The organism is Pseudomonas sp. D1-1 (assembly GCF_051132225.1).
In the GTDB taxonomy this organism is placed as follows: Bacteria; Pseudomonadota; Gammaproteobacteria; order Pseudomonadales; family Pseudomonadaceae; genus Aquipseudomonas.
In genome coordinates this window covers 2,665,571-2,682,897 of the sequence record NZ_CP071676.1, presented here as the reverse complement: position 1 = coordinate 2,682,897, position 17,327 = coordinate 2,665,571, and the positions used below count along the sequence as shown (strand labels likewise).

Sequence of the window (17,327 nt, the reverse complement as noted above, 5' to 3'; positions counted from 1 at the left end):
GCGAACGGCGAATCTCAATACTCAAAATCGAACTGCCGATTGGTGATTTTCATAATCAGCAGCCTGCGGGCCGGCGGTAGTATCGGGACACCGCCAAGAATAAAAAGGAAACCCGCCCATGTCGTACTTCCCCGATGTCGAGCCGATTTGTTATGAAGGCCCCGGCAGCGACTCGCCGCTCGCCTTCCGCCATTACGACGCCAACAAGCTGGTGCTCGGCAAACCCATGCGCGAGCACCTGCGCATGGCCGTCTGCTACTGGCATACGTTTGTCTGGCCAGGGTCCGATGTGTTCGGCGCCGGGACCTTCAAGCGCCCGTGGCAGCACGCCGGCGATCCGCTGGAATTGGCGATCGGCAAGGCCGAGGCGGCGTTCGAGTTTTTCTCCAAGCTGGGCATCGACTACTACTGCTTCCATGACACCGACGTCGCGCCGGAAGGACAATCGCTGAAGGAATACCGCAACAACTTCGCGCAGATGGTCGATCACCTTGAGCGCCATCAGGAACAAAGCGGAATCAAGCTGTTGTGGGGCACCGCCAATTGCTTCAGCAACCCGCGTTTTGCCGCAGGCGCCGCCAGCAACCCGGACCCACAGGTCTTCGCCTGCGCCGCCGCCCAGGTGTTCAGCGCCATGAACGCCACTCAGCGTTTGAAGGGCTCCAACTACGTATTGTGGGGCGGCCGTGAAGGCTATGAAACCCTGCTCAATACCGACCTTGCGCGCGAACGCGAACAGTTGGGCCGCTTCATGCGCATGGTGGTCGAGCACAAGCACAAGATCGGCTTCAAGGGCGACCTGCTGATCGAGCCCAAGCCCCAGGAGCCGACCAAGCACCAATACGATTACGACAGCGCCACCGTGTTCGGCTTCCTGCAACAGTTCGGCCTGGAGAACGAAATCAAGGTCAACATCGAGGCCAACCACGCGACCCTGGCCGGGCACAGTTTCCATCATGAAATCGCCACGGCGGTCTCCCTGGGAATCTTCGGCAGCATCGATGCCAACCGTGGCGATCCGCAGAACGGCTGGGACACCGACCAGTTTCCCAACAGCGTCGAGGAAATGACCCTCGCCACCTATGAAATCCTCAAGGCCGGGGGCTTCGGCAACGGAGGGTTCAACTTCGACTCCAAAGTCCGCCGCCAGAGCGTCGACGACGTCGATCTGTTCCACGGTCATGTTGCCGCCATGGACGTGCTCGCCCTGTCCCTGGAGCGCGCGGCGGCCATGGTGCAGAACGATCAACTGCAGAAATTCAAGGACCAGCGCTACGCCGGCTGGCAACAGCCGTTCGGCAAGGCGGTTCTGGCGGGGGACTTCAGTCTCGAATCACTGGCCGAGCATGCATTCACCAACGAGCTGAATCCGCAGGCCGTCAGCGGTCGGCAGGAGATGCTCGAAAACGTCGTCAACCGGTTCATCTACCCCTGACGGCAGGCAACCTTCGTGGGCGCAGGGAGGTTGTTACATTCGCGCGACAAATCTGCGCCCGAAACGCCAAACAAGTCTCTACAGTTCTACCGGCATCATGTTCATCGTCAGGCAGTGTCTTTCAAAAAACAATAAAAGGACGCACCACCATGAAAACCTTCAAACGTACCTTGCTCGCCGGCGCCCTCGCCCTGCTGTCGCTTCCGGCCATGGCCGACGCGACCCACCCGAAAATCGGTTTTTCCATTGACGACCTGCGCCTGGAGCGCTGGTCGCGCGACCGTGACTACTTTGTCGCGGCGGCGGAAAAACTCGACGCCAAGGTCTACGTGCAATCGGCGGACGCCAACGAGCAGAAGCAGATTTCCCAGATCGAAAACCTCATTTCCCGGGGCGTCGATGTGATCGTCATCGTGCCATTCAACGCTACCGTGCTGACCAACGCCGTCGCCGAAGCCAAGAAGGCCGGGATCAAGGTGGTGTCCTATGACCGGCTGATCCTCAACGCCGACATCGACGCCTACATTTCCTTCGATAACGAAAAAGTCGGCGAGATGCAGGCCGGCGGTGTCCTGAAGGCAGCGCCGAAGGGTAACTACTTCCTGCTGGGCGGCGCCCCTACGGACAACAACGCCAAGATTCTGCGCGAAGGCCAGATGAAGGTGCTGCAACCGGCCATCGACAAGGGCGACATCAAGATTGTCGGCCAGCAATGGGTGAAGGAATGGAACCCCACCGAAGCCCTGAGCATCGTTGAAAACGCCCTGACCCGGAACAACAACAAGATCGATGGCATCGTCGCCTCCAACGACGCCACCGCCGGCGGCGCCATCCAGGCCCTGGCCGCGCAGAAGCTGGCCGGCAAGGTACCGATCTCGGGCCAGGACGCCGACCTGGCGGCGGTCAAGCGCGTGATCGACGGCACGCAGACCATGACGGTCTACAAGCCGCTGAAACTGATCGCCTCCGAAGCCGCCAAGCTCTCGGTGCAATTGGCGCGCAACGAGAAGCCCACCTACAGCTCGCAGTACGACAACGGCAACAAGAAGGTCGACACCATCCTGCTCACGCCCACCGCACTGACCAAGGACAACATCGACCTGCTGGAAAAGGACGGGTTCTACACCAAGGCGCAGATTGCCGGGCAGTGATCAAAGCGCAGCTCTTTGGTTAAGCAAAAATCCTTGTGGGAGCGAGCCTGCTCGCGAAGACGGCGTCACAGCCGATGATGATGCAGGGTGTGCCGGCCTCTTCGCGAGCAGGCTCGCTCCCACAGGTTTTATGTTGTGTGAGCCCTTTTTTACGAGCCCTCGCCATGTCCGAATACCTGTTGCAAATGAACGGCATCGTCAAGACCTTTGGCGGTGTCAAAGCCCTCAACGGCATCGACATCAAGGTCCGGCCCGGGGAATGTGTCGGCCTGTGCGGTGAAAACGGCGCGGGCAAATCCACGTTGATGAAAGTCCTCTCGGCGGTCTACCCCTATGGCACCTGGGAGGGCGAAATCCTCTGGGACGGCCAGCCGCTGAAAGCCCAATCGATCAGCGAAACCGAGGCCGCCGGGATCGTCATCATCCATCAGGAACTGACGCTGGTCCCCGACCTGTCAGTGGCCGAAAATATCTTCATGGGCCACGAGCTGACCCTGCCCGGCGGGCGCATGAACTATCCGGCGATGATCCATCGCGCCGAAGCCCTGATGCGTGAGCTCAAAGTGCCGGACATGAACGTCTCGCTGCCGGTCTCGCAGTACGGCGGTGGCTACCAGCAACTGGTCGAGATCGCCAAGGCGCTGAACAAACAGGCGCGCCTGCTGATCCTCGACGAGCCCTCCTCGGCCCTGACCCGTTCGGAAATCGAGGTGCTGCTGGACATCATCCGCGACCTCAAGGCCAAGGGCGTGGCCTGCGTGTATATCTCCCACAAGCTCGATGAAGTGGCGGCGGTGTGCGACACCATTTCCGTCATCCGCGATGGCAAACACATCGCGACCACCGCCATGGCCGACATGGATATCCCGAAAATCATCACCCAGATGGTCGGACGGGAAATGAGCAACCTCTACCCCACCGAACCCCACGAGATCGGCGAGGTGATTTTCGAGGCGCGCCACATCACCTGCTACGACGTCGACAACCCCAGGCGCAAACGGGTCGACGATATTTCGTTTGCGCTCAAGCGCGGGGAAATCCTCGGCATCGCCGGGCTGGTGGGCGCCGGTCGCACGGAACTGGTGTCGGCCCTGTTCGGCGCCTACCCCGGACGCCATGAAGGTGAGGTCTGGCTGGACGGCCAGCGGATCGACAGCAGCACACCGCTCAAATCGATCCGCGCCGGCCTGTGCATGGTCCCCGAAGACCGCAAGCGCCAAGGCATCATCCCGGACCTGGGTGTCGGCCAGAACATTACCCTGGCGGTGCTGGAGAACTTCTCGAAGATGACCCGGATCGATGCCGAGGCCGAACTGGGCAGCATCGACCGGGAGATCTCGCGCATGCACCTGAAGACCGCAAGCCCGTTCCTGCCGATCACCAGCCTGTCCGGCGGCAACCAGCAGAAAGCCGTGTTGGCGAAGATGCTCCTGACCAAGCCCCGGGTGTTGATTCTCGACGAGCCCACCCGAGGCGTGGATGTGGGTGCCAAGTACGAGATCTACAAGCTGATGGGCGCGCTGGCGGCCGAAGGCGTGTCGATCATCATGGTGTCCTCGGAGCTGGCCGAAGTGCTCGGGGTGTCCGACCGCGTGCTGGTGATTGGCGACGGCCAGTTGCGCGGCGATTTCGTCAATTGTGAACTGACCCAGGAGCAGGTGCTTGCGGCCGCGCTCAGCCATCCCGAAGCCCCTGACAACAATGATCGGAAATCCGCGTAGATGAATCAGGTCAAACAAGTGTTCACCCGCTACAAAATGCTCGCCCTGGTGATTGCCGTGGCAGTCATCTGGCTGTTCTTCAGCTGGCAGACCGAGGGCGGATTCCTGACTCCGCGCAACCTCTCCAACCTGCTGCGGCAGATGTCCATCACCGGAATCCTGGCCTGCGGCATGGTGCTGGTGATCATCAGCGGTGAGATCGACCTGTCGGTGGGTTCGCTGCTGGGCTTGCTCGGCGGGCTCGCGGCGATTCTCGATGTGGTCTATCACATTCCGCTACTGGCGAACCTGAGCCTGGTCGCCCTGTGCGGGCTGGTCATCGGCCTCGCCAACGGCTACATGACCGCCTACCTGCGCATCCCCTCGTTCATCGTCGGCTTGGGCGGCATGCTGGCGTTTCGCGGAATTCTGCTGGGCATCACCGGCGGCACCACGATCGCCCCGGTATCGCCGGAGCTGGTTTATGTCGGCCAGGGTTATCTGCCCCATGCGGTCGGCACGGGCCTTGGCGTGGTGCTGTTTGCCCTGACGTTGTTCCTGACCTGGAGACAACGCCGCAATCGCGCCTTGCACGGCCTGGCCGCCCATTCATTGGTGCGCGACGTGGTGCGGGTGGTGCTGATCGGCGCAGTGCTCGCCGGCTTCGTCTACACGCTGAACAGCTACGACGGAATTCCGGTTCCGGTGCTGCTGCTGTTGGTCCTGCTGGGGGTGTTCAGCTACGTGACCAGCCAGACCGTGTTCGGCCGGCGTGTCTATTCCGTGGGCAGCAACATGGAAGCCACCCGCCTGTCCGGCATCAACGTGCAAGCGGTGAAACTCTGGATCTTCGGCATCATGGGCGTGATGTGCGCCCTCGCCGGCATGGTCAACACCGCGCGCCTGGCGGCCGGCTCCCCCTCGGCCGGCAACATGGGCGAACTGGACGCCATCGCTGCCTGTTTCATCGGCGGCACCTCCATGCGCGGCGGCTCCGGGACGGTCTACGGTGCGCTGCTCGGCGCGCTGGTCATCACCAGCCTGGACAACGGCATGTCGATGCTCGACGTCGACAGCTACTGGCAGATGATTGTCAAAGGCAGCATTCTGGTCCTGGCCGTCTGGGTAGACGTCAGCACCCGAACTGGACGGCGTTGATGGCCGCTCCTTGGGTGATTGATCACGACTCGTGTGCAACGCCTTCACTTTTGCGTGCTTGATGCTTTCAGGGCGGGGCATATGCTGTTCACAGCAAGCCCCGCCAGGACAAGAAGCGCGCGAAAATGAATAGCCCGAGAACGCTTTATCAGAAACATATCGACAGCCATACCGTTTGCCCGCTGGATGATCAGGGCCACGTGCTGCTGTACATCGACCGTCAGGTCGCCAACGAATACACCAGCCCGCAAGCGTTCAGCGGCCTGCGCGAAGCCCACCGCAGCGTCTGGCGCCCCAGCGCAACCCTCGCGGTGGTTGACCACGTCAACCCGACCACGCCCGAGCGTATCGCGGCCATGCCGGATGCGGGCGGCGCCCGGCAGGTGTCCTACTTCGCCGAAAACTGCCGAGACTTCGGCATCGAACTGTTGGATGTGCTCGACAAGCGCCAGGGCATCGAGCACGTCGTCGCTCCCGAGCAAGGCTTCATCCTGCCGGGCATGGTCATCGCCGCCGGCGACAGCCATACCACCACCTACGGTGCGCTCGGGGCGTTCGGTTTCGGCATCGGCACTTCTGAAATCGAACATTTGCTGGCCACCCAGACGCTGGTCTACAGGCGTCTGAAAACCCTGCGCGTCACGGTCGATGGCGCCCTCGGCGCGGGCGTCACCGCCAAGGACGTCATCATGGCGCTGATCGAAAAAATCGGCGCCTCGGGCGCTACGGGCTACGCAATTGAATTCACCGGCCCGGTCATCAGCGCACTGAGCGTCGAAGCGCGGATGACCATCTGCAACATGGCCGTGGAAGCGGGTGCGAGAGGCGCCTTCATGGCCCCGGATGACAAGGTCTTTACCTACCTGCAAAGCAAACCCCGTGCGCCTCGGGGCGAGCTGTGGGAACAGGCCGTGGCCAAGTGGCAAGACCTGCGCAGCGATGAGGATGCGGTATTCGATCGGGAAGTGAGCCTCGATGTCGCTGCGCTGGAGCCGATGGTGACCTGGGGCACCAGCCCCGACCAGGCAGCGCCGATTGGCGGCCAGGTACCGGATCCGGCGGCGCAGCCCGACCCGATCCTGCGCCAGGGCCTGCAGCGGGCGCTGGACTACATGGGGCTGACGCCAGGGATGCCCCTTGGCGAAGTGCAGATCAGCCATGCCTTCATCGGCTCCTGCACCAATGCGCGCATCGAAGACCTGCGCGACGCGGCACGGGTCGTTCGCGGCAAGCGGGTCGCGGCCCATGTTCGGGCGATGATCGTGCCCGGCTCCACCGCGGTGCGCGACCAGGCCGAAGAGGAAGGACTGGCTGCGATCTTCCGCGACGCGGGTTTCGAATGGCGCCAGTCCGGCTGCTCGATGTGCCTGGCGATGAACGACGACGTGCTTGCGCCAGGTGATCGCTGCGCATCCAGCACCAATCGCAATTTCGAAGGACGCCAGGGCGCGGGCGCGCGCACTCACCTGATGAGTCCGGCCATGGTGGCCGCCGCCGCGATAACCGGTCACCTGACTGACGTTCGCTCACTGCTCCCGGAGGCCTGAAGATGCAACCCTTTGACACCGTAACCGGCATCGCCGCCCCGCTGCTGGCCGCCAACATCGACACCGACGTCATCATGCCCAAGCAGTTCCTCAAGGGCATTGACCGCCAGGGGCTGGACCGGGGCCTGTTCTTTGACCTGAGATGGCGCGAGCCCGGCGTTGCCAATCCGGATTTCGTGCTCAATCAACCTGGCTGGCGCGATGCGACGTTCCTGGTGGTGGGCGAAAACTTCGGCTGTGGCTCAAGCCGTGAGCATGCGGTCTGGGGCTTGAAGCAGGTAGGGATCAGGGCGCTGATCGGTACGAGTTTCGCCGGGATCTTCTACGACAATTGCCAGCGAAACGGGGTGCTGCTGCTTGAGCTTGCCGAGGTCCAGTGGAAAAAAATTGCCGAACTCGCTGGCCGTGCGGATACGGCCGCTATCAGCGTCAACCTTCCCGAGCAGCGCATTGAGCTGGCGGACGGCAGCGTTTTGGCGTTCGAGATTGACGGACTGCGCAAGGAGTCGTTGCTGCTGGGGTTGGACGCCATTGGCGCAACGCTCCAGCGTGCCGAGCAGATTCGCCGGTTCGAGCGTCGGCATCTGGCGGAGAATCCTTGGTTGTAGGGGTTGGGGTTGGGTTTGACCTGGTTTTGGTAGGTTCGGGCTTCCCCTGTGGGAGCGAGCCTGCTCGCGATGGCGGCGTGTCAGTCAGTCAAGATTTTGAGTGAGCTGGCCCTTTCGCGAGCAGGCTCGCTCCCACAGGGGTTCCGTGTATACCGTGAGGTCTGTGTCTGTCGAATTACAATGTGGGAGCGAGCCTGCTCGCGAAGGCGGCGTGTCAGCCGCTGAAGATGTTGGATGGGCTGGCCCCTTCGCGAGCAGGCTCGCTCCCACAGGGGTTGCGTGTATACCGTGAGGTCTGTGCCTGTCGAAAATCCAATGTGGGAGCGAGCCTGCTCGCGAAGGCGGCGTGTCCGCCACTGAAGATGTTGGATAGGCCGGCCCCTTCGCGAGCAGGCTCGCTCCCACAGGGTTCCGTTTATACCGTGAGGTCTGTGCCTGTCGAAAATCCAATGTGGGAGCGAGCCTGCTCGCGAAGGCGGCGTCTCAGCCACCGAAGATGTTGGATGGGCTGGCCCCTTCGCGAGCAGGCTCGCTCCCACAGAGGACGCCACTACGTCTGACCAACCGACAAATCCCGGAAGCACTCCTCGAGAAACTCGACACATACCCGCAATTTGGCCGACTGGCTGAGCCGGGTCGGGTATACGGCCCAGACGTTGGCGCTTTGCGAATAGTCTGGCAGCACCTGGACCAGCCGCCCTTGCTCCAGCAGCGGCTTGACGTCCCACATCGAGCGCAGCAGGATCCCGCCGCCGCTCAACGCCCACTCCAGAACGATCTCGCCACTGTTGGATGATAACGGGCCGCCGACACGTACCGTGGCCTCCTCGCCATCCCGGGTCAGCGTCCATAGGCCGAACGCGTTATTGCGCTCTTTGAGCACCAGGCAATCATGAGCGTCAAGCTCTTCCAGCGAATGCGGGATGCCCCGCCGTTGCAGATACTCCGGACTTGCGCAGAGTATCCGCCGATTGCTCGCCAGCTTGCGCCCCAGGTGTTGGTCCGGCAGGTCATCACCGACGCGGATCTCCAGGTCGAAGCCTTCGCCGACGATATCGACGACGCGGTCGAATACGTCCAGGCGGATGTCGAGCCGGGGGTACGCCTGCGACAGTTTGCCGATGGCCGGTGCGACGTGGTTGCGACCAAAACCGAAACTGCTGCAGATGTGCAGAGCGCCGCTGGGCTGATGTCGCGCCTGGGCGATTTCACCGACAAATTCCTCGAAATCCCCCAACAGCTTTTCGGCCCAGACTCGCACACGCTCGCCATCGTCGGTCAGGGCGATACGCCGGGTAGTACGGTGCAGCAGGCGCGTGGCGAGCGTCGCTTCCAGTACCGAAATGCGCTTGCTGATATAGGCCGGTGAATAACCCAGCGCTTGCGCGGCACTGGCAAAGCCGTTTTTTCGAATGACGGTGAGAAAGACCTTCAGGTCCTCCGGTAATGGAAACTGATCACGACTCGTGTTCATAAGCCCCACGGCAGCGCTATTCTTCGCAGATTTTGCGAAGAATAGCATCGATCCCGCCCGGCTCAACCGCCGTATTTATTCATCAGCTTCAGTGTTACCCCGTTCGTCCAGCCGAAGCCGTCCTGCAGTTCGTATTCGCCGCCCCCACCGCCGTCGCCCTGTCCGGACATGTCGTACTTCTCGACCAGTTTGTCCTCTTTGAGATAAAGGTCTTGGACCTGCTTCAGAAAGCGGCTGCCTATTTCCCGGGCCAGTTCCGTTTGTCCGTAGCGGTCCAATCCTTCGACCGCCACCCATTGCAACGGCGCCCAGCCATTGGGCTCGTCCCACTGCTGGCCGTTATTGACCTGGGTGGTGGCGATGCCGCCCGGACGCAACAAACCTCGACGCACCGCATCGGCGGCACGATCGGCGCGTTCGGCAGAGGCCAGGCCGGTGAAGAGCGGGAACAGCGTTGCGGCAGTCAATCCCGGCCGTTGCCGGTTCTGCTGCCAGTCGTAGTCCACGTAATAACCACCCTCGGCGTTCCACAAGTGCGTCTCGATGGCGCGCTGGCGTTGCTCGGCACGTTGCCCATAGGCCTGGACGCAAGGCATATTCGCCACCGTCTCACAGGCCTTGGCAATGGTGCGCTCCAGGTGGAACATCAGGCTGTTCAGGTCCACCGGCACAATCGACGTGGTTCGGATGGTCGCCAGGTTCTTGCCGTCCCCCAGCCAGCGGGAGCTGAAATCCCAGCCGCTTTCGGCCCCGGCGCGCAAGTCGCGCCAGACCTCCTCCTTGGGTCGCTGTGGCGCCTGTTCGGCGGTCTTCGTGTCTTGCAGCCATGACTCCTGCCGAGGCGTAGCGCTGGCATCCCAATAACGGTTGAGCACACTGCCATCGGCGAGCTTGACGACATGCTGCACCGCCTCACCGGCCTTGAGGGCCTGCGCGCCGTCCATCCAGTAGGCATATTCCTTTTGCAACTGGGGAAGGTAGCGCCCGTAGGCCTGCTCGCCTTCGATGTGCGCCTGCAACTCGACCATGTAAGCAAAGAACGGTGGCTGCGAGCGGCTCAGGTAGTAGCTGCGGTTGCCATTGGGGATATGGCCGTAGGTATCGATCATGTAGGCAAAATTGTCGGTCATCTGGCGAACCTGCGTCTTGTCGCCGCTTTGCTCCAGACCGAGCATGGTGAAATACGAGTCCCAGTAATACATTTCGCGGAAACGTCCGCCCGGGACTACATACGGTTGCGGCAACGGCAGCAGGCTGCTGTAGGGTGGCACCTGGGTGTAGGTTCGGCTGAGCACGGGCCAGAGATTATCGATGTGCTCCTTGATCGGCGCACCCGGTTCGGGGGCAGGACTTTCAGCCTGGCCGGATTCGATGAAGTTGTCTTTTATGAAGGCATCGAGATCGAAATCGGCGCCCTCCCGACGGGCCAGGTAATCGGCACGGATCTTCGCCGGGTCACGCTTGGGCAACGCATCGACGAAATGCTTCTGGTCGGTGAACATCTGCTGACGCTGCACGGCTTCGAACAGCTCGGGGTACATCTGGTCGGGCGGCTGATTGGCCCGGTCCCGGGCGTCGGCGTAACCCCACATGGCGGGCGGTTGGCTTGAACAGGCCGTGCACAGCACGGCAGCGAGAGACAGGCTGGGGAAATACAGTGGTCGCATCGGCGGCTCCATCATTTGTCGTTCCTGACCAACGAGTGACATAACGAGGTGGAGCGCGGTTCACTCGAAATGCCTTTCCTCACCTCGACGGAACCCCTGCCTGACCCCTGCTCTCTATGGCAGGACCAACAGGACGGAGGTGTTGATCATGATTGCCCCAGCAACCGGCATGCGGCACGGTGAGCGTTACGCCGTTGAAAGCATCGAGCGCGCGCCTCACTTCCCAGGTTTCTTCCTTGATGGAAAGTATTACCTGGGCCCTGAATTGAATACGGCGGTGGGCTGGCTGGAAGGCCAGACATTCCTCTACGACCAGCTCGACCCCGAGGGCGAGCCGGTGTACCCCGGCAGAGTCGCCGGCACCATTGAGGATCTGACGCTGGTAATGGCCGATGGCGTGCGCCTGAAGTTGACCCCCTTGCAACCCGCCATCGACCGGCCCACGGGCCCCGCCGATACCGCTGCTCAGACCCAATCGCATCCTTTGGCGGAAAAACTCGTGGTCATCACCGGGGCGTCCAGCGGAATCGGTCGTGCCACCGCCCTGGCGTTTGCCCGGCAACGGGCGCGCCTGGTGCTGGCGGCACGTGACCGCGAGGCGCTCGCCGAAGTTGTCGACGAATGCCAGGCCCAGGGCGCCGCCGCATTGGCGGTGTGCACCGACGTCACCCGCAGCGAACAGATGCAGGCGCTAGCCGCCGAGGCCGCCGCGTTTGGCGACGGGCGCATCGATATCTGGATCAACAATGCCGGCGTCGGCGCGGTGGGCAGTTTCGAGCAAACGCCGCTTGAGGTACATGAACAGGTTCTGCAAACCGACCTGCTCGGCTACCTGCGGGGCGCCTATGTGGCATGGCCCTACTTCAAGGCGCAGAAGCGTGGAATCCTGATCAACACCCTGTCGCTGGGCAGTTGGGTCGCCCAACCCTATGCCGCGGCCTACTCGGCAAGCAAATACGGCTTGCGCGGCTTGTCCGAAGCCTTGCGCGGTGAACTCGGCGAATACCGGGACATCCACGTCTGCGACATCTACCCCGCCGTCATCGACACGCCGGGCTTTCGCGACGGCGCCAATTACACCGGCCATGCGCTCAAGCCACCGCCTCCTGTCTACGACCCGCAGCGGGTTGCCGAAGCGATGGTCAGCTGTGCGCTCAACCCCAAGCCCAGCACCACCGTGGGCAGCGCGGCGGTACTGGCGAGGGTCGCGCATTTCCTGGTGCCCGGTTTCCCGCAACTGTCCGGCTGGTTGACGCGTCTGGGCCTGAACCGCAGCCCGGCGTTGGCGCCATCGTCGGGCAACCTGTTCAACCCGCCCAGCGGTCCGCGTAAAGTCGAGGGCGGTTGGCGCAAGCCTGCGCGACGACCAGCGCCCCTGCTGGTGGCGGGCGCGGCGCTGTTGCTTGGCGGGTGCCTGGTGGCGTTGGGTCGGGAGCGTGGCCGCAGGTGACCGCACAGCGAGGCGATCGGATCAGTCCGGCGCCGAACGGAACGCTTCGACCTTGAGCCCGAAGCGGCTCATCTTGTTGTACAGGCCGCCCCGGGACACGTTCAACCGTTGGGCGGCCAGACGGATATTGCCGCGCGTGTCCAGCAGGGCGGCGATGATTGCGTTCATTTCGTGCGTGCCCAGATCGAGGGCCGCCCTGGGTTCAGGAGTAGCTTGGCGGGCCGAGGGCCGCCCGCCCTGCCTGATTTCCAGGGCCAGGTCATTCGCCTGGATGAGTTCGGTGGTTGCCAGGTTGGTCGCGCGCTCAATGACGTTTTCCAGCTCACGGACGTTCCCCGGCCAATGATAGGCATCGAGAACCTCCAGCGCCTGTGGTGACAGGTCACGTATCGGCTTTCGCAGCGACCGGGCACACCGCGCGAGGAAATGCCGCGCCAGCAAGGGCACGTCCTCCCGCCGCATCCGCAGCGGCGGCACCGTCAGGCTCAGCACATTGAGGCGGTAATAAAGGTCCTCGCGAAAGGCCCCGTCGGCGACGGCCTGGCTCAGGTTGCGGTGAGTGGCGGCAATGATGCGCACATTGACCCGCAGCGATTTTTTCGCCCCCACCCGCGTCACTTCGCCTTCCTGCAGGACGCGCAGCAGGCTGACCTGCGCATCAAAGGCCATGTCACCGATCTCGTCGAGGAAGATCGTCCCGCCATCGGCCAGTTCGAATCTGCCCGCCGAGCCACCGCGAGCCGATCCGGTGAACGCACCTTCGACATGGCCGAACAGTTCGCTCTGCACCAGATCCCGGGGAATGGCCCCGCAATTGACCGCCACGAACGGACCGCCACTGCGGTCGCTGGCGTTATGGATGGCCTGGGCAAACAGCTCCTTTCCGGTGCCACTCTCACCGAGAATCAGCGTGGTCGAGTCACTGCGACTGGCGATCCGGCCCAGTTGCAAGGCGTCCTGAATCGCCCGTGAACGACCCTGGATGGTCTCGAAGGTGTAGCTGGCCTGGGTGCCGATGAGGCGCCGGGTAATCTCACGGATGCGCCGATTCTCGCGCAGCGAAACGATACGACCGCCCTGCTCCAGAGGGCAGACAGATACCAGGCAGGCCAGATGACTGTGGTCATGCAGCTCGAAGGTGCAATCCAGGTCCCTTGCCCCTTCGCCATCCCCTCGCAGGATCTCGCCGCTCTGCTCGGTCTGCCCCAGGCTCTGGAACGGCTTGCCCAACCAGTCACGGTCGACGCGGAACAATTGCCGGGCGTAATGGTTGAGGGCCTTGATGCAACCCGTTTCATCGAGTACCACCAAGCCCTCGTTGAGCACTTCAAGGACCGTCTGTAGTTCTTCCAGCAGTGCCTGCAGCGCCATTTGCCGGGAGACCGCTTCAGCCGCGGCCTGGACGGTGCCCAGGGTATGGAAGTGAAACCAGCCGGGCTCGGCGGTCAGGGTCAGCATCGCCAGGGTCCGGCCATGAGCATCGCGGATAGGCGCGGCGGCGCAATGCATACGCCGCTGGCGCAGGCCTATGCCGAAATTTTCCTCGGCCAGCACATACACCAGCCGGTCCTCGACCAGCGCCAGCCCGGTGCAATTGGTGCCCTGCACCGATTCGAGCAATCGGCTGCCGATGGGCGTGAGGTCCAGCCCGCAGAAATACAGGGTCGTGCCTTCGGCATCGGTCAGGTTGATATGCCCGTTGGGGTTGTAGGCGAGCAAGCCGCGCATGACCTGTGCGGCGGCGGCGATCAACAGGCGATTCGCCGTCAGCGTGGCGGTCAGCTCGGCGGGCGCGACAAAACGGTACTCGCCGTCCTCCGGATCCAGCCCGGCATCGACGCTGCGCCGCCAGGAATTCCAGATCACTTGCCTGACACCGGCGGGACGCTCGGTGCTGGCGTTCAGGCAGGCTCGCCAGGCCTCTTCCAGCGCAGCGTTTGATCCTCCATTCAACGACGCGGGGCCGAGGGCGGTCAGATAGTCCCGGTCTTCAACGCTCAGGGCCATGGGTTGTGCATTCATTGTCGGCTCTATGTTCAGGTTTTCGACATGTCAGTGTAGACATGTCCACGAAATGAACACCAATCTTTCAAGATCGCAGAAAAAAACCTTTAAATTCAGCTCGTTGAATATTGGCACAGCAGTTGCTCCTCGCTGTATAGCGACACCGGCGTTCCAGCCAGCGAGTCGCGAACAACAATAAAAGGGAGTCATTTCATGAGCACCTCGAAAACCATTCGCCTGGGTCTTATCGGCGCTGGCCGCATGGGCAGTTTTCACGGCCTGACCGCCGCCCGGCACATCCCCGGCGCCTGCCTCGCCGCCATCGCCGACCCTACTCCCGGCCAGGCCGCGCGCCTGGCGGCGGAGCTGGATGTGCGCAAGACCTACGCCGACCCGCAGCAACTGCTGGACGACCCGGACATCGACGCCGTGCTGATCGCCGCCCCGGCACGCAGCCATGCCGAGCTGGTGATCAGCGCGGCCCGGGCCGGCAAAGGGGTGTTCTGTGAAAAACCCATGGCGATCACGCTGGACGAAGCCGACCGCGCCATCGCCGCCGCTGCCGATGCCCGGGTGACGCTCCAGGTCGGTTTCAACCGGCGCTTCGCCAGGAGTTTCCGCACAGCTCATCTGGACGTGGTCGCCGGCCGGATCGGCACACCCCAACTGCTGCGCTCGCTGACCCGCGACCCGGCGCTGAACAACCCCGCCGCCTCGCCGCAATGGGTGATCTTCCTGGAAACGCTGATCCATGACTTCGATACCCTGCGCTACCTGAATCCGGGCGCCGAGGCGGTCGAGGTATTCGTGATGGCCGATGCCTTGATTGCACCCGCCTACAGGGAGAACGGTTTCCTCGACACGGCAGTGGTCACGATCCGTTTCGACAATGGCGCCATTGCCACCGCGGAGGCCAACTTCCAGGCCGTCTATGGCTACGACGTCCGGGGCGAAGTGTTCGGCAGTGCCGGCATGCTGACCATGGGCAGCGTCAACGACTCCGACTTGTTGCGCTATCTGGCCAATGGGGTCCAGGCCGATACCCAACGCCTGGACACCGACTTGCTGCGTGATGCGTACGTGGCCGAGCTGAATCACTTCGTCAGTTGCGTGCGCAGCGGCGAGAAACCGCTGGCCAGCGGTGAAAATGCCCGGGCCGCCCTGGCCATTGCACGGGCTTGCATCGAGTCCTTCCAGCAGGGTAAAGCGGTACGTGTGCAAGGAGCCTCGTCATGAGTTTCATCCCCTTCAAACTGGCGGTCAGCGCCGAGATGGTCTTTCTTGACCTGCCCTTTGTCGAACGGGTCAAACGCATCCACGCGCAGGGTTTCAGCGTCGAGATATGGAACTGGACGAGCAAGGACATCCAGGCCCTCGCGGCGACTGGCGCGGATTTCACCTCGATGACCGGCTACATCTCGGGCAACCTGACCGATCCCGAGGCCGTCCGGCAACTGCTCGACAGCGCCGGGGAATCCTTGGCCGTCGCAGCCCGGTTGAACTGCCCGAGCCTGAACCTGCACGGCACCGGCCTGGGTGATCAAGGCTTGCCGGTCAAACCGGTAGCCCGAACAACCGGACGCATGTGGTTGAGCGCCTGCAAGACCCTGGAAAAGATCGCCCGCCTGGGCGAAGACGCCGGCCGGGTATTCCTGCTGGAAAATCTCAACACCGAAGTCGACCATCCCGGCACACCGTTCGCCCGCGCCGACGATACCCTGGCGCTGATCGAAGCCGTGGGCAGCCCGCACCTGAAAATGAACCTGGACCTTTATCACGCGCAAATCGGCGAAGGAAACCTGATCGAGCTGATCCAGCGCGCCGGTGACGCCATCGGCGAAATCCAGGTCGCCGATGTTCCGGGTCGCATGGAGCCCGGCACCGGTGAAATTCACTATCCGGCCATTGCCCGGGCGCTGTTCGGCATGGGATACAGCGGTGTCGTCGGCCTTGAAGGCTGGGCCAGCGGTGACAGCGAACGGGCGCTTGAGCGCTTCAGGCAGGCCTTCACGCTGGACGGGTGAGGCCAGTGCGGAAGTCCTATTGATGACTCACTCCATAACAACAAAAGGAAAACCATCATGCGTCGTTGCACACTGCTTTTCGCCACATTGCTCGTGCTGTTCAGCCAATGGGCCGCCGCCGATTATCGCATCGGCGTCAGCATCGCCAGGGTTGACGACAACTTCATGACCTACGTGCGTAACGGCCTGGACGAGGCCGCCAGAAAAGAAAACGTCCAGATCCAGTTCGAAGATGCCCAGGGCGACGTGGTCCGCCAGCTCAATCAGGTCCAGGGCTTCATCAACCAGAAAGTCGATGCGGTCATTGTCCTGCCGGTAGACACTTCCGCCACCGCCAACATCACCCGCGCCGCGGTCGAAGCCAAGACGCCGCTGGTCTACGTCAACCGCCACCCGGACGAGCGCACCTTGCCCAAAGGCGTAGTTACGGTGGCGTCCAACGACATCGAGGCCGGCCAACTGCAGATGCGCTACCTGGCGGAAAAACTCGGCGGCAAGGGCAATCTCGCGATCATCATGGGCGACCTCGCGCAAAACGCCACCCATGACCGCACCGAAGGGGTCAAGCAGGTGCTCAAGGACTTCCCCCAGATCAGGGTCGTCGAGCAGCAGAGCGCCGAATGGCAGCGCAGCAAAGGGATGGATCTGACCAGCAACTGGCTGCTCGCCGGCAGCCGTTTCGATGCCATCGTCGCCAACAATGACGAGATGGCCATCGGTGCGGCCATGGCCTTGCAGCAAGCCGGCAAAGCCAAGGGCGAGATTTCGATTGTCGGCATCGACGGTTTGCCTGATGGCCTGGCGGCGATCAAACGCGGGATGCTGGTCGCGTCGGTATTCCAGGACCCCAAGGCCCAGGCGACCAGCGCGGTGCAGGCAGCGCTCAAGATGATCAAGGGCGAGCCGGTTGAACCGGAAATCTGGGTACCGTTCCAGTTGATCAAGCCTGAGCAACTGGCGGTGTTTGAGCAGCGCTACAAGTAGCAGTAATCACCTGAGAAAAATGATGGCCTCGTGGCGAGGGAGCTTGCTCCCGCTCGGTTGCGTAGCAGCCGCAAGACTTTTGGGGCCGCTGCGCAGCCCCGCGGGAGCAAGCTCCCTCGCCACGG

13 protein-coding genes are annotated in these 17,327 nt (G+C 62.6%); 10 read left to right on the top strand and 3 right to left on the bottom strand.

Going from position 1 to position 17,327, the window contains the following annotated elements; genetic code table 11:
* Positions 1 to 118 precede the first annotated feature (118 nt).
* The 6 genes from xylA to leuD all read left to right on the top strand — a co-directional run bounded on the left by xylA (position 119) and on the right by leuD (position 7,599).
* Positions 119 to 1,435: a xylose isomerase gene (gene xylA, locus J3P86_RS12125; protein WP_434651940.1), complete on the top strand. Its 1,317-nt coding sequence runs from the start codon at positions 119 to 121 to the stop codon at positions 1,433 to 1,435.
* 149 nt (positions 1,436 to 1,584) lie between these two features.
* Positions 1,585 to 2,586, top strand: coding sequence for a D-xylose ABC transporter substrate-binding protein (gene xylF, locus J3P86_RS12120; RefSeq protein WP_305494967.1), 1,002 nt, complete (start codon positions 1,585 to 1,587; stop codon positions 2,584 to 2,586).
* A 164-nt stretch (positions 2,587 to 2,750) separates the two neighbouring features.
* A complete protein-coding gene (xylG, locus tag J3P86_RS12115; protein WP_434700417.1) occupies positions 2,751 to 4,307 on the top strand; it encodes a D-xylose ABC transporter ATP-binding protein in 1,557 nt (518 codons plus the stop codon).
* A complete protein-coding gene (locus J3P86_RS12110) occupies positions 4,308 to 5,444 on the top strand; it encodes a sugar ABC transporter permease (protein ID WP_434700416.1) in 1,137 nt (378 codons plus the stop codon).
* A gap of 125 nt (positions 5,445 to 5,569) precedes the next feature.
* Positions 5,570 to 6,991: a 3-isopropylmalate dehydratase large subunit gene (gene leuC / locus J3P86_RS12105; protein WP_434700414.1), complete on the top strand. Its 1,422-nt coding sequence runs from the start codon at positions 5,570 to 5,572 to the stop codon at positions 6,989 to 6,991.
* A 2-nt stretch (positions 6,992 to 6,993) separates the two neighbouring features.
* Entirely contained in the window at positions 6,994 to 7,599 is a 606-nt protein-coding gene (gene leuD, locus J3P86_RS12100; RefSeq protein WP_434700412.1) for a 3-isopropylmalate dehydratase small subunit, read from the top strand.
* Positions 7,600 to 8,149: 550 nt separating this feature from the next.
* On the opposite strand, the gene J3P86_RS12095 is transcribed toward leuD, so the two are convergent.
* A complete protein-coding gene (locus J3P86_RS12095) occupies positions 8,150 to 9,073 on the bottom strand; it encodes a LysR substrate-binding domain-containing protein (protein WP_434700411.1) in 924 nt (307 codons plus the stop codon).
* 62 nt (positions 9,074 to 9,135) lie between these two features.
* The gene (treA, locus tag J3P86_RS12090) at positions 9,136 to 10,740 is read right to left on the bottom strand and encodes an alpha,alpha-trehalase TreA (protein WP_434700410.1); all 1,605 of its coding nucleotides are present in this window, start codon (positions 10,738 to 10,740) and stop codon (positions 9,136 to 9,138) included.
* 148 nt (positions 10,741 to 10,888) lie between these two features.
* Between treA and J3P86_RS12085 the strand changes: the two genes are divergently transcribed.
* A complete protein-coding gene (locus J3P86_RS12085; RefSeq protein WP_434700408.1) occupies positions 10,889 to 12,190 on the top strand; it encodes an SDR family oxidoreductase in 1,302 nt (433 codons plus the stop codon).
* Positions 12,191 to 12,211: 21 nt separating this feature from the next.
* On the opposite strand, the gene J3P86_RS12080 is transcribed toward J3P86_RS12085, so the two are convergent.
* Positions 12,212 to 14,212 carry a sigma-54 interaction domain-containing protein gene (locus J3P86_RS12080; RefSeq protein ID WP_434700406.1) on the bottom strand — a complete coding sequence of 667 codons (2,001 nt, stop codon included), beginning with the start codon at positions 14,210 to 14,212 and terminating at the stop codon, positions 12,212 to 12,214.
* A gap of 195 nt (positions 14,213 to 14,407) precedes the next feature.
* Here J3P86_RS12080 and J3P86_RS12075 point away from each other — a divergent pair, with 195 nt between their 5' ends.
* From J3P86_RS12075 to J3P86_RS12065, 3 genes are read left to right on the top strand one after another with little or no spacing between them, the layout of a single operon-like run.
* The gene (locus J3P86_RS12075; protein ID WP_434700405.1) at positions 14,408 to 15,430 is read left to right on the top strand and encodes a Gfo/Idh/MocA family oxidoreductase; all 1,023 of its coding nucleotides are present in this window, start codon (positions 14,408 to 14,410) and stop codon (positions 15,428 to 15,430) included.
* The gene (locus J3P86_RS12070; protein WP_434624059.1) at positions 15,427 to 16,218 is read left to right on the top strand and encodes a TIM barrel protein; all 792 of its coding nucleotides are present in this window, start codon (positions 15,427 to 15,429) and stop codon (positions 16,216 to 16,218) included. Before J3P86_RS12075 ends, J3P86_RS12070 begins: the two co-directional genes overlap by 4 nt.
* 57 nt (positions 16,219 to 16,275) lie before the next feature.
* Entirely contained in the window at positions 16,276 to 17,202 is a 927-nt protein-coding gene (locus J3P86_RS12065; RefSeq protein ID WP_434700404.1) for a sugar ABC transporter substrate-binding protein, read from the top strand.
* Positions 17,203 to 17,327 lie beyond the last annotated feature (125 nt).